This is a genomic window from Acinetobacter lactucae, from assembly GCF_013122135.1.
Taxonomy (GTDB): domain Bacteria; phylum Pseudomonadota; class Gammaproteobacteria; order Pseudomonadales; family Moraxellaceae; genus Acinetobacter; species Acinetobacter lactucae.
Genome location: NZ_CP053391.1, coordinates 244,888 through 257,580, shown reverse-complemented (window position 1 = coordinate 257,580; position 12,693 = coordinate 244,888). Strand labels below are relative to the sequence as shown.

Here is a 12,693-nt window from a genome sequence, read left to right as displayed (position 1 = left end):
GCCTTGGTGAGGTGTCCGAGTGGCTTAAGGAGCACGCCTGGAAAGTGTGTATACGTTTGCGCGTATCGAGGGTTCGAATCCCTCTCTCACCGCCAGAATTGAAATTTAAAGAGGCTTAAACCTAATGGGTTTAGGCTTTTTTACTTTATGCCAGTTAATAAAACTTTATATTTTTTAATTTTTTATTAAAATAAATTAATTAAATGTTAATTATAAAGTTTATGCTAATTTTTAATGATTCCTTTAATATTTCATATTTTAAAGCTTTTCAAGCCGCTCAACTCGTTTCAGAAATAGAAGTTACAAGAAATGGGAATGCAAAAGTTCTCGGACAAGCTACTTTTAGAATTCAATCTCGTGATCCTAGATTATGTTTTTTAAAAGGAAGGAATCTAAATTATAAATTTGCCTTTGTAGAAAGTGCTTGGATTTTAGAAGGCAGAAATGACCTTGATATTTTATCGAAATACATTAGTTCCTACAGCCAATACTCTGATGATAATAAAACTTTAAACGGCGCATATGGCTATAGACTTAGATATTATTTCGATCACGATCAAATTGAAGGTGCAATTTGCCACTTACAAAAAAACCCTGAGTCTAGACGAGTTGTACTACAAATCTACTCTGTTGATGATTTACAAAAGAATTCAAAAGATATTCCATGTAATACAACTATTTATCTAAAAGTTAGTAACAATAGTCTTAACCTGACAGTAATGAACCGCTCGAATGATCTCTACTTAGGGATTCCCTACAATATTTTTGTTTTTGGTATTTTACAAAAATATATCGCCCATCGGTTGGATCTCCGAGTTGGAGTGCAAACACAAATTACTGATAATCTTCATCTTTATGAAAAAGATTTTAAAAAAGTAACTAAAGTCCTAGACCGGAATAGTATAAGTGATATAAAAAAACTCGAATGCGAATTCGATTGGGATTATTCAGATTCAATTATTAACAATCAAGTTTCTCTTCTAGAAAATTTAAATGAAATTGAAGATCCTTGGCTTAATGCCATAATGAATCATACGCAATCCCCATCTCACAGGGGACATAAGTTTTTAGAATATATTCACTCACAAATTTGTGTTAAAGTAGCCCAAAATCCAATTGAGACCGAGGATAAGATGTCTGAAGCCTATGATTGGCAAAAAATTTCAATGGCTAGTAGCTCTGAATTACATGATTTTATTGAATCAAATAAACATAAGTTTGAAACAATAAAAGACCAACTTAAGTCTACTATTAACCAGAATGATACTTTTTTTGCCCTTAAAGACGATCTTAAAGATGATGTTTTTATTGCTTCTATCATCTTATCTTGTGCTTGGTATAGTTTAGATCCGTTCGTTATCAATAGTCCTCTAGGACAACAGATAAAACAAAATTATGAATCTGTATGCAATACTTACGGGCTATCTCTGAAATCCCTAAATACTAATTTAGGTAGTGAATCAGTAAAAGAAGCTATTGAAAAGAGTCCTATTTAAGGCTCTTTTCAAATTTAACTTTGTTTTTTTCCAATTTTTTTAAATACCCATTTTCTAAGTCTACATCGAATTGATTTGCTATTTTTATTAAATAAATAAAAACATCGACGAGCTCTTCATCCAATAAATCTTTGACTTCCTTAAGCTCATAGTCTCCTCTAACAACTTTTTTCAAAAGGTTCGAAAATTCACCTAATTCACCTAGCAGACATACAACTAAATGCTCTAAAGCTGGTAAATTTTTTTCGTCAATTTTTTCATAAAAATTTAATTTCATGTGGTGACTTTTATCAAAAGATCGTTGCAGCTCTTGTATATCTTTTAATTGCATTATATTTTCTCAACAATATCTTGAATTAAAGTATTTGCTCTTTGATTATATTGATCAATTTCTTGTGAATGTGAAGCTCTCTTTCTAAGTCCTATAAGTACTAAATAAACACTTAATAAATCTTCAAACTTCTCTTTCAAATTATTGATATTATTTTTTAAAGGTGAGAGCTCAATCATATCCGGATTAACTGTTAATTCATCAATAATAGTTTGAACCCATGCAGTACTTATATAAGTATCAACCCCTTGCTTTTGCATAATTAATCTAATAAGGTTGGCATGCTCACTTTCTTTGTATAGTAATCTAGACAACTGTGATGGTGTCATCCTATCAATCTCAAAGATTTTAGGTATGTTTTGATCCTCCTTTTTATAAGCATTAAAAGCATGTATCGTAATTCTAACCTTGGATATATGTACCAAATTACACTCTTGTACTATTTTAAGTAAATTAAGCTTAATTTCTTGCACATTTATCTTAAGAAATTTAGCTATCTCTAATGCTCTAAAATACGAAGTTGCATATAAAATATTATCTTCTATAGTGACTTGGAATAGTAAGAAAGAAGGAATCGGATGATCACCTTGATCACATATTTTTTGATAATTTAAAAGTGAGTATAACGCTCTATTGCTACCTGGTTTTTCTTTAATTTCATTAATTATATGTTCAAAACCATCTTGTGTAATGAATTCACCATGATTAAATAATAGATCATCAGGTTTTTTAAAAGCTAGCCAAGCTTTAGCTTGCTGTTCAGTGCTTGAACCACTCATACATATACTAGATGTAGGCAGTTCAAAATATCTTGTGAAATTTAAATGTTTATTATCATCTGAAATTTCCTCATTAATTGAAGTATAAATATCTTCAAAAGAGGTTACTTCCCTGTAAGTATTCATCAGATAGCCTCAACCTTTTTAATAATCTCAGTATGAATATTCTCTTTACTATCTAAAGCTGACAAGACTAATTTCTCACCATTATATTCTGAGATAATTTTTTGATAATTTTCGGAAACAATTTTTAATTTATTTTCTTCTTCATATTTATCTAGCACTGTTCGAGAATTTAATCTTTTGATCGAGCTTTCTACTGGGTTGTCCAAATAAATTAATAGATCGGGGTTAGGAAAATCTGAATTAAGACGTTCTACTAATTGGGATGAATCAGTATCTGTTACATGATATGCAAGAGAAGAAAAAAAGTATCTAGTAGAAATTACATAAAAGCCTTCTTCAACTAATTTAATAACTCCATCTACTGGATTATTCAAATGATCATATCGATCTGCCGCGAACAAGTAGGCCATTTGTCGATCAAACTCATCATCTTGTTTAGAAAATAAGATACGACCTTGCATTGCTTGACGGATCATATTACCAATAGGTCCTGGAGAAGGTTCACAAGTCAAATGTACTTTTTCACCCTTCTCTAATAACGCAATTTGCAATAATTGAGATTGAGTTGAAGTACCTGAACCATCTAAACCTTCAAATACAATAAATTTACCTTTTTTCATACAACTTTTCTTAAATTTAATTGGCCCACAGGAAAGGAGTTACGAGTCAACTCATAAGTCTCTTTGGTGAATATATCTTGGGCCTCATCATAACTTATTTTATTAAATCCGTTTCCTAAAAATTCTGATTGACTAAGTAGAGAGTAACCACTCATTATTTGGATATTATTTATATTCAAATTGAGGTGTACGTGTTGATGACCATGTAAAACTAATTTAAAACCATAATTTTCCATCACCTCCAAGAAAGGTAAGGCATTTTGTACAGCTGTTGAATCACCCTCTTCAACTCCAATTAAATGATGATGCAAAATTGCTACTCTATGTTTACATCCCTCAATAGTCCTTTTTTCTTTATTCATTTTTCTTATCAACTCATCAAGATTTAAATTACTATGTCCTCGGTCAGACTGATACATAGAATTTAAAGAGCAGAAATAAATATCATCTACTTTCTTCAGAATTACATTATCTGCTCCAAAAGTAAAAGCATTATCATCTCTGATAGATCTGGAAAACTCATTAAAACCGTGGAGCCCATTTGAAGCTAGATCATGATTTCCTGGACACAAAATGATATTGGAGGGTTTAATTTTTCTTGTATCAATAAAAACTTTTTCAATAAAAGGTAGAGCAAATTGATAACTGTTATTTCTTCCTTTAGTTGCAACATCTCCTGTTATCAGTAAATAAGTATTTTCAGGATCAATACTTTCCATCAAATCAGAGTTGTTGAAAGCAGTGATTAATGCTGGCAATCTAGTCTGAGAATCAAAATGCAAATCTGTTAGATGAATGATGTTCAAGCTATCTAATCCTGTATATTTGGTTAATATTAGTACAACCGATTTTCTATATTTTATTTCTCTTTAATCATTATGACTACGTAAAAATTTAAATACTTATACACTCTGGAAATAAAAAAACAACCATATAAGAATAATATATAAATTACAATAACTTATAATTAAAATCATGCTGTTTTTCTCACCGCCAGAATTCAAAAAGGACCTAAATCGTTTTGATTTAGGTCTTTTTTTAGCTTAAAAAAAACAATCTAATCAACTATCAGTAACTTCGCACCATTCAGGCTAAAAGATTGATGTGGCTCTGAATTATCTCCTACTTGATAACTCATGCCTGAAGTCAAAGTAAATGTTCTTCCATCTTTCAACCTACTTTCTAACTCACCTTCTACGCAAAATAATATATGCCCCTTTTCACACCAATGGTCTGCTAAGTAGTTTGCTGAGTACTCGACAAGCCTTACTCTTATTTTATTTCCTTCTTCACCAAAAAATTGGGTTTTCCAATAAGCTTTTCCTGTTTCACCGCTATATTCAGTGACTTCAATTTCTTCCCAGTTTGTAATCTGAAATGGAAAAGGCGCGATATTCATAATTTTTCCAAAGACGTATTATTGTATCTTCAACTTATAGACAAATTTGACTTTTGCAAACGATTTATCAAAGAATCAGAAAGATAGCAAAACTATTTTTCACTTTGAAAAGACCCAAACCTTAAGTTCAGGCCTCCTCTCCTAAAATCTACACAGACAATTTCAGCAACTTCTGAACATACTGAACCGCATTATTTTCTATGTCTTGTTGAGTCGGAACATCGTCATCTTCTGATGGATTAGTATCTAAACCATAAAATGCATGAAGTGGTTGATAGACTGCCCCAACATAAAGAGCGGTTAATTCAAATGGAATAAAAACCTTCTCTAAAGAAATTTGATATTCGCCACTTTCTGAATAAACCTCTTCTTGAGCACCCGCAGACACCGCTAGCATAAACTTCTTATTTTTGAGTTTATCGCCAGTTGAACCATACGCCCAACCATACGTTAAAACTTCATCAAGCCATTGTTTCAAAAGCGGCGGGCAGTTAAACCAATACACTGGAAATTGAAACACTAAATTTTCGTGTTCTTCTACAAGCGCTTGCTCTTTGGCAACATCAATCACCCCGTCCGGGTAGGCTTCATAAATTTGATGGACCGTAAATTGGTCTGGGTGTTTTTCTAGTTCCTCAATCCATCTTTTATTTACAACAGACTGGTCTATGTGAGGGTGCGTAACGATGACTAATGTCTTTTTCATTATAAAAACACTCTTATCGAAAAGTAGATAAATCGATTATAGAAGTGTGCTTTCCTAATTATAAGTACGGTAATTTATGTTATATACTATACTAAAAGATAGTATGGGTTTTAAAAATGGACGACTGCCTTCCGTCATATACCCCATTAGAAGATACGGGCTTTGGGTACACCCTTTCTTTGATTAATGGCAAATATAAAATGATTATTATGTATTGGCTGTATGGAAAAACCGTCATGCGTTTTAATGAGATGCAACGCTGTATTGGCAACATTTCGTTTAGAACGCTCAGCAATACACTTAAAGAATTGGAAAGAGACGGACTGATTATTCGTAAGGAATATCCTCAAATTCCACCAAAAGTTGAGTATCGCCTTTCTGAAAGAGGACAGTCTTTAATTCCTTTGTTAGATATGATGTGTGAATGGGGCGAGCGCAATAAGCCGTCTTAGTTTTATAGATTTGAAGTGATACTAAATATGAGAAATGAATTAAGAGAAATTTTTATTAAGGGATGCGACGATAAAATTGAAAAGAAGGGAGACAATGTCGGTCTGTCTTTTTATGCTTTTTTTAAAAATAAGAACGATAACCCTGAGTTACTGATGGAAGCAGCCCATTGGTGGATTATGGAGCATAAGCTAGATCACTTTGAGAAAGCTGTGAAGATTAAACAATTGGTTTTGAGTGAGCGGTAAAATTAGGATTATTTAAGAGGCTTAAATTTAAGTAGTTTAAGCCTTTTCATTATTTTAAAAAGATTTACTTAACATAAGGCCAAACATCAGGATCTGTATATTCTTCATCGATATGATAGCCTTCAGCCTTAGCTTTTCTCTCTTCCTTTTCCCGATATTTTTTATTTTCAATTAATCTCTTTTTAAATGCCTGCTCGAATTCATTAGACGTCATTTTATCAGCGTCAGGAATTGAGTCTCTTTCATTGTAACGAACACTTTGAAAGCTAAATCTAAGCATATATTGCTCTTCATTCCGCTCATTCTTAACTGTTCTTTTTAAACTAATATCTAAAATAACCCCATTAGCATACAACCTATAACCCAATGATTTTGTCGGGCTGTTGTTTATTATATTTTTCCACTCCTCAAAGCTAAAAATATAACTCGGGTCAATGACATCACGACTTTTCGATAGATGCTTAATATTATCTTCTTTAGCGATACGCGGAGCATCTGTAAAGAAATAGTTTTTCCAACCAGCCTGATTAATACGTTTCATTAAAGCTACATAGCTTTGATAAACCTGCTCTGAGGTAGCAAATTCTTCTTTTGTGAGACCAGCATCAATATCTAAAACTTGGATCCCTTCATTTTTATCATATTGAGTTCCTAAAACAGAGAAAACATGCTCAATCGATAAAGTGTTAGAACCATTCTCTATAGTTATTTTTCCTAAGTTAGGAGAAGAAAATTGAAGTTCTCTAAAGCTAACGCCAGCTGGGTGATTATCGACATTTCCATCACTATACTTTGAAAAATCTTGAATACCTTGTTCACCCATATGCAAAGTGTAGGCTTGCTGATGGGAATCTAAACTTTCATTATGTTTTGCGGCTGGCTGACAAGCGGAAAGTAATAATCCGAAAATAAAGATTAGGAAATATTGTCTAAATTTTACCGTCATTACTAAATTCTCTACTTTGCTATTTCCCGACTCTGCGATAATTTTTAATCTTGGACAATAAAGCTATATGTCTTGTCAATTTCAGCATCACCACCTGCATAGAAATCAGCTCTTATATGGATTCTATATTCTCCTTTGTGCTTGGGAGTTCCTTTGATTTGTATAATGTTGTAGCCATCCAAGTCATCAATAGGTTTAACAGTAACGCCTAAACCTTCTGGAATATTCGTTTCTAATTCAGCGTATTTATCAATAACTTTCCCACCAGAAATCTTAATAATTTGTTGGTATTCTTGATTAATATGAGCAGCAGGCAAATCCTCGGGAGTAATCGTATATTTTTTCCCACAGCCTGTAAGTATAAAAATAATGGAGAAAATAAATATTAATTTATGCTTCATTAGAAACTTTCCTTTTAAGGAGAGAGCAAAATAATTTTATTATCAAAAACTAATAATCTTTGATTACTTATAAAGTGTGATAGATAAACTAGAACAGTATAGTATGCTAGTTTATAAAAATTGAAAGGATAAAAATGTTTATAGAGGCTTTATCTAGCTTTTTTGAAAAATTAGCTTCAACAGAAGAATTAGACGAATGGTACTTATCTACTTTCATTGATGAAAATGTTTATACGCTATCAGCAGCAGAAGCTTTTGAATTTTCTTCACATATTCTAAAGCTTCTTAAAGATGACGCTCAACCAGACTATACATATGAAATACTTACTATTTTATTAGCTCTACAACGACAGTCTGACACAACACAAATACCCGAAATTCTAAAAAATAGTCCTAATTTTTTTGATGAAATTATTAAAAATAATCCTGAAAAATATATTCTAAATCTAGTTCATGAGTTGTCTAAAAACTATCGTATTATTAACCTCTATAGTAATTAAATAATCTAATTCATATATAAAATAGGGTTAAAAAACTTCTATTAATTTTCTGTAGAAAGCCCAACTCCCGTCGGGTCTTCCCCATCAAACTCGATTTAAATAATACTCAAGCAATGCGTCTCTATCCTTTGCCTGATCTGAACCTAAAAGTCCCAAAATCGCACCATCAATCATAAATACAAAAATATCAGACTCTTCATATGTGGCTCTTTTTTTAGATTCTCTCAGTACCCAGAAAATTTCATTTTTAAGCCATCGCCTATATCTGAGTGCAGTTTGATACGCATTTGGATAAAGCTTTTTAATTTCAAAAATTGCTTTAAACAACAAGTAATAGGCACTTTTTAAATCGGCATGTAAAAAATAAATTTGCCTGAGTTGATGAACCAAATCTGGATATTGGCGAGCTTCGCTTACCGCCCGCACTTTTTCTTTTAACTGCTCTTTTTGAACCAATAAACACATTTCAATCAGCCTTTCTTTGGAGTGAAAGTAGTTGTAAAAGGTGGCTTTGGTAATTTTGGCCTCGCTAACAATTCGGTCCACCCCGACCTTGTTGAAGCCATGTTGTTTAAATAACTCTGCTGCTGTGTATAGCGCTCGCGTTGCTCGAAAGGAAGCTTCTAAATTTTTCATGTATACCGCTTAAAGTAATTTTTTGTTGTATGTAAATGAGATAGAAATGCCGTCACTCTTAAATTGAGCGTTAAACACAGGCATGCAAAAGCCGCACAAAAATGGTGTGCTCGCCTATCTCGGGTTTTATTGTTGCCATGATTTTTTAGTCGTAATGACCTATGGCTTAAAACCTAGAGTCGGTTAAACCGTTTTAAAGACCAATACGATATAGACGTAAAGACTTTGGCGAAGGTTGCCAATGAGAGAGATGAAATAGTACGCATGTGCGAACTCCTGTATGTATTAGAAGCTCTACCACAATTACTGCTAAATAATGGTGGCAGGACGAAAAGAGGTTAGCAGACTGGACATACAGAACCAGCACACCCGAAGGTGTCCCCCTTCCGCCCTACCGCAACTTGAGGGGGACGGTGGTTTTTTACACATAGATCTCCCCCTCAGAAGGAGCAAATCTGATGTGCTGTATGTAAAACGGTCTGCTAAAACCGACTGGCAATGTGGCCAGCAGGCAAAGGATAATCCGCGTGTTTTGGAGTGTCAATGTGATATTGGCTATTCATTTATAAAGATTATTTTTATTTTTCATTGGCATAGTGATTTAACAATATATTTTCTTAAAGTTTAGTTTGTCTGGTCATTTCATTGTTAATTTATCATTCATTTTCAAACCGCTTAAATGCACCGATTGATCGCGCTATAAATAAAAGCTACAGTAAATAAAGTTTGAATTTTATAACTTTAAATAAATTGATAACGCACGCAGGCAAAGACATGGAAACCATACATGATTTTTATCGCCGCTTTTCTTTAACTAGAGATAGCGATTACTCGGTTCCATCGACTTCGTTTGGACATTTTAATGTGTTCCAACGCGATGCCTGCTCATTTCTCACGCCTTATAGCCGCCGCGATTATTATAAAATTTCACTGGTTTTGGGCACAGGCGACCTTCACTACGCCAACCGCTGGATTCGGGTAGACCGCCCTGCTTTACTGTTTTCAAACCCAATGGTTCCCTACGCTTGGGAAATTAATTCGCCTGAACAGGCAGGCTGGTTTTGCCTATTTACCGAAGAGTTTGTAAACCAAGAATCGCGACAAAGTTTTTTAAAAGACTCACCGCTATTTAAAGTCGACGGCGACCCGCTATATTTTTTAAATGACCAACAGGTTGAAGAAATTTCATTTATTTTCAAAAAGATGATGATTGAAATAAATTCAGACTACATTCATAAATACAACGTTTTGAGAAACTATTTGCACCTAATTGTGCATGAAGCCATGAAAATGCAACCGACCCAACAGTTTGAAAAACATAGCAATGCTGCGGTTCGGATTTGCCATTTGTTCTTTGAATTATTAGAGCGTCAATTCCCCATCGACTCGCCACATTTTCAGCTTAAACTCAAAACTGCAAATGACTATGCCTATGGCTTGTCTGTGCATGTAAACCATTTAAACCGAGCTGTAAAAGAAGCTACAGGTAAAACCACATCTGAGCATATTAGCTCTCGCATTACCCAAGAAGCCAAAGCGCTACTACAACACACCAGTTGGAATATTTCCGAAATTGCCTATAGCTTAGGCTTTGAATATTCAGCGTATTTCACCAACTTCTTTAAGAAAAATACTGGTTTTTCACCTAAAAAATTCCGTGAAGACTGTGTGGCCTAAAAACAGATTGTTTGAATTTTATAATTATTGGTTTGAATGTTATACGTCAGTTTGAGGCAAAGCATTTTATAGTTTTTCTACTCAAGTGATTTTGCAAAAAGAGTGTGAAAAATGAAATATAGAACTTTAGGACAAACAGGCGAAAAAGTATCAGCACTTGGTTTAGGTTGCATGGGAATGAGCTTTGCCTATGGTGCCTCAGACGACACACAAAGCATTGCCACTCTAGAAAAGGCATTAGACCTCGGCATTAACTTTTGGGACACTGCCGACATGTACGGCAACGGCGCAAACGAAGTTTTGCTCTCAAAAGTTTTAGAAAAACATCGCGACAAAGTGTTTTTGGCGACCAAATTTGGCTTTCGCTATAAAGAAGACAACCTTAACCCACAAAACTCTTTAGAGTCTTATATCGACGGTTCTCCAGAGTGGATTAAAGTTGCGGTCGAAAACAGTTTAAGACGCTTAAATACAGACGTGATTGATTTGTATTATGCACATCGCATAGATCCAAACATTCCAGTTGAAGACACCATTGGCGCCATGGCTGACTTGGTCCAACAAGGTAAAGTTCGTTATTTAGGACTCAGTGAAGCTTCGGCTGAAACCATTCGTAAAGCGCATGCAATTCACCCGATTGCAGCGGTTCAACATGAATATTCATTGCTTACTCGTGAACTGGAAGATACGCACTTTCAAACCATTCGTGAGTTAGGTATTAGCCTTGTGCCATATTCACCGTTATCGCGTGGTTTAATCACCAATACACTTGATGTGGGCAGCCTAGACGAAAATGATTTCCGTCGCCAGTTACCACGCTATCAAGGCGATAACTGGAAAAATAACCAGAGCTTGGCGCAAGCATTTAGCGAGTTTGCTCAAAGCAAAAATGCGACAGCGGCTCAATTGGCTTTGGCTTGGATTTTGGCGCAAGGTGATGACATTATTCCAATTCCGGGTACGCGTAAAATCGAGCGACTTGTAGAAAATGCAGGAGCTGTAGATCTTGATTTAACAGTGGTAGATTTGGGAGAAATCGACGCGATTATTGCGAGATACCCAAACATGGGCGCACGCTATAACGCTCAGCAACTCGCAGCGGTGAATCACTAAAATATAAGCCAAAAAAAAGTCCGACTGAGTGTCGGACTTTTTAATTTAATTTTTGCTATACGTGCCTTGCTGGCGTCCACCTTCCCAGATCGCGTCTAAGGATTTGTCAGAAATATTCAGCCTTTCAGGGAAAATACTTAAATCCTTTTTAAATTTAGCCTCTGGTTTTAAACCAATACAGTCTCCGTTTTTCCACCACGTGCCTTCGGCATATTGGTCTAAAGCACCCACAGCCAACATCCATTGAAACTTACCGTCTGGCTGAAGTAAAAGCTCCGAACCGACTTCCATCACACCATTTAAATAATAGTGCCCACTCCAAGCTTGATCAGCCTGTTGAAATTTCACCTCTTTACATGTGCTGGTTGGCTCTGCATAAATTTGAGATGAAATGGCAATCGTAGAGACGAGTAGCAACCGTGCAAATATATTTTTCATTATTTAGTTCCCTATATTCTTAGTGTTATTTCCCAAACTCAACTTCTAAATACGTTCCATCGGCATACACGTTGTGTCCAAAGCCACAACCCGAGTTGCCCTCGTTTTGTTTGACCTGAATGTAATTGCCTAATTTCGCATTAGATTTAAAATCGAGCTGAATTCGGCAGTCTTCATTTTTATAAACCGTTTGCTTTTTATTAGTCGGCATTTTGGTGTCAAACTCACCCATATTTGGGCCGTAGATCAAGCCTCTAAGTCCCATATATAAACCGGCATAACTGATTGCATATTGCCCCTTCTCACGACTCACCGTGATGTGATCCCACTCACCAAAACCTGAGTAACGCACATATTCACCCGACAAGTCATTTGACGCTTTAGGTTGAGGTAATTGCTTAAGATTAAACTGACTCGACTTTGATTTTTCATCAAGCATAAACCATGATCTTGCCCAAAGTGGTTGACCCAATTTAGCATAGGCTAAGCCCACGTTATTGTTGGCAACTTCAATATCACGGTCAGTAAATTTACCTGTAGTTTCATCTTGATTGGCTTTACAAAATGCAGTCCAAGACGCTTGGTTTTGGAAATTTTCGAGTGCCTTTTTATATTGTTTTTGGTCGTAGAATTTCTTACCTAAGCTCGCATATTGCTTCACTTTATTGCAGCCTTGTTGTAATTCTTGTTCATAAGAAAATTCTGCATGAGTCACCGCCAATGCTGAAAGTGTGAGAACCGCACAACCTGAAATAATCGATTTAATCATTTTTAAAATTCTTTAATAATTAACTAATTATATAATATGAGTAAGCTCTATAAATCAC

17 protein-coding genes and 1 tRNA gene are annotated in these 12,693 nt (G+C 34.8%); 7 read left to right on the top strand and 11 right to left on the bottom strand.

Features of this window, described 5'->3' with window-relative positions; translation table 11 throughout:
- The first annotated feature begins 5 nt into the window (after window positions 1-5).
- Both HLV59_RS01195 and HLV59_RS01190 read left to right on the top strand, forming a co-directional pair.
- A tRNA-Ser gene (locus HLV59_RS01195) sits at window positions 6-95 on the top strand.
- A gap of 108 nt (window positions 96-203) precedes the next feature.
- Window positions 204-1,496 (top strand): thymidylate synthase, encoded by a 1,293-nt coding sequence (locus HLV59_RS01190; protein ID WP_171429149.1) that lies wholly within the window; start codon window positions 204-206, stop codon window positions 1,494-1,496.
- Here HLV59_RS01190 and HLV59_RS01185 read toward each other — a convergent pair.
- The 6 genes from HLV59_RS01185 to HLV59_RS01160 all read right to left on the bottom strand — a co-directional run bounded on the left by HLV59_RS01185 (window position 1,489) and on the right by HLV59_RS01160 (window position 5,457).
- The gene (locus tag HLV59_RS01185; protein ID WP_171429148.1) at window positions 1,489-1,827 is read right to left on the bottom strand and encodes a nucleoside triphosphate pyrophosphohydrolase family protein; all 339 of its coding nucleotides are present in this window, start codon (window positions 1,825-1,827) and stop codon (window positions 1,489-1,491) included. The two genes, HLV59_RS01190 and HLV59_RS01185, sit on opposite strands and share 8 nt — an antisense overlap.
- Entirely contained in the window at window positions 1,827-2,732 is a 906-nt protein-coding gene (locus HLV59_RS01180; protein ID WP_171429147.1) for a hypothetical protein, read from the bottom strand. Before HLV59_RS01180 ends, HLV59_RS01185 begins: the two co-directional genes overlap by 1 nt.
- Window positions 2,732-3,352 carry a dTMP kinase gene (gene tmk, locus HLV59_RS01175; protein WP_171429146.1) on the bottom strand — a complete coding sequence of 207 codons (621 nt, stop codon included), beginning with the start codon at window positions 3,350-3,352 and terminating at the stop codon, window positions 2,732-2,734. Before tmk ends, HLV59_RS01180 begins: the two co-directional genes overlap by 1 nt.
- A complete protein-coding gene (locus HLV59_RS01170) occupies window positions 3,349-4,158 on the bottom strand; it encodes a metallophosphoesterase family protein (protein WP_171429145.1) in 810 nt (269 codons plus the stop codon). The genes tmk and HLV59_RS01170 overlap by 4 nt, the downstream gene beginning before the upstream one ends.
- Window positions 4,159-4,409: 251 nt before the next feature.
- Window positions 4,410-4,751, bottom strand: a complete 342-nt coding sequence (locus HLV59_RS01165; RefSeq protein WP_171429144.1) for a DHCW motif cupin fold protein — start codon at window positions 4,749-4,751, stop codon at window positions 4,410-4,412.
- Between the two features lie 148 nt (window positions 4,752-4,899).
- On the bottom strand, window positions 4,900-5,457 hold the full coding sequence (locus HLV59_RS01160) for an NAD(P)H-dependent oxidoreductase (protein WP_171429143.1): 558 nt from the start codon (window positions 5,455-5,457) through the stop codon (window positions 4,900-4,902).
- A 116-nt stretch (window positions 5,458-5,573) separates the two neighbouring features.
- Here HLV59_RS01160 and HLV59_RS01155 point away from each other — a divergent pair, with 116 nt between their 5' ends.
- On the top strand, window positions 5,574-5,909 hold the full coding sequence (locus HLV59_RS01155) for a winged helix-turn-helix transcriptional regulator (RefSeq protein ID WP_016142830.1): 336 nt from the start codon (window positions 5,574-5,576) through the stop codon (window positions 5,907-5,909).
- Between the two features lie 27 nt (window positions 5,910-5,936).
- Complete coding sequence (locus tag HLV59_RS01150) at window positions 5,937-6,155, top strand: DUF6500 family protein (RefSeq protein WP_107973515.1); 219 nt, start codon at window positions 5,937-5,939, stop codon at window positions 6,153-6,155.
- A 64-nt stretch (window positions 6,156-6,219) separates the two neighbouring features.
- On the opposite strand, the gene HLV59_RS01145 is transcribed toward HLV59_RS01150, so the two are convergent.
- Together HLV59_RS01145 and HLV59_RS01140 are read right to left on the bottom strand one after the other, a co-directional pair.
- Window positions 6,220-7,101, bottom strand: coding sequence for a hypothetical protein (locus HLV59_RS01145; RefSeq protein ID WP_171429142.1), 882 nt, complete (start codon window positions 7,099-7,101; stop codon window positions 6,220-6,222).
- 44 nt (window positions 7,102-7,145) lie between these two features.
- Complete coding sequence (locus tag HLV59_RS01140; RefSeq protein ID WP_171429141.1) at window positions 7,146-7,502, bottom strand: hypothetical protein; 357 nt, start codon at window positions 7,500-7,502, stop codon at window positions 7,146-7,148.
- A gap of 134 nt (window positions 7,503-7,636) precedes the next feature.
- Between HLV59_RS01140 and HLV59_RS01135 the strand changes: the two genes are divergently transcribed.
- Window positions 7,637-8,002 (top strand): hypothetical protein, encoded by a 366-nt coding sequence (locus HLV59_RS01135; protein ID WP_171429140.1) that lies wholly within the window; start codon window positions 7,637-7,639, stop codon window positions 8,000-8,002.
- A gap of 84 nt (window positions 8,003-8,086) precedes the next feature.
- Here the strand turns inward: HLV59_RS01135 and HLV59_RS01130 are convergent, their stop codons facing one another.
- Window positions 8,087-8,638, bottom strand: coding sequence for a TetR/AcrR family transcriptional regulator (locus HLV59_RS01130; RefSeq protein ID WP_171429139.1), 552 nt, complete (start codon window positions 8,636-8,638; stop codon window positions 8,087-8,089).
- Window positions 8,639-9,412: 774 nt separating this feature from the next.
- On the opposite strand from HLV59_RS01130, the gene HLV59_RS01125 reads away from it, so the two are divergent.
- Both HLV59_RS01125 and HLV59_RS01120 read left to right on the top strand, forming a co-directional pair.
- Complete coding sequence (locus tag HLV59_RS01125) at window positions 9,413-10,315, top strand: helix-turn-helix domain-containing protein (protein WP_062850252.1); 903 nt, start codon at window positions 9,413-9,415, stop codon at window positions 10,313-10,315.
- Window positions 10,316-10,426: 111 nt separating this feature from the next.
- On the top strand, window positions 10,427-11,428 hold the full coding sequence (locus HLV59_RS01120) for an aldo/keto reductase (RefSeq protein WP_171429138.1): 1,002 nt from the start codon (window positions 10,427-10,429) through the stop codon (window positions 11,426-11,428).
- Between the two features lie 45 nt (window positions 11,429-11,473).
- Here HLV59_RS01120 and HLV59_RS01115 read toward each other — a convergent pair whose 3' ends face one another.
- Both HLV59_RS01115 and HLV59_RS01110 read right to left on the bottom strand, forming a co-directional pair.
- Window positions 11,474-11,866: a hypothetical protein gene (locus tag HLV59_RS01115; RefSeq protein WP_171429137.1), complete on the bottom strand. Its 393-nt coding sequence runs from the start codon at window positions 11,864-11,866 to the stop codon at window positions 11,474-11,476.
- A gap of 25 nt (window positions 11,867-11,891) precedes the next feature.
- Window positions 11,892-12,635 (bottom strand): hypothetical protein, encoded by a 744-nt coding sequence (locus tag HLV59_RS01110; protein ID WP_016143722.1) that lies wholly within the window; start codon window positions 12,633-12,635, stop codon window positions 11,892-11,894.
- Window positions 12,636-12,693: the final 58 nt, after the last annotated feature.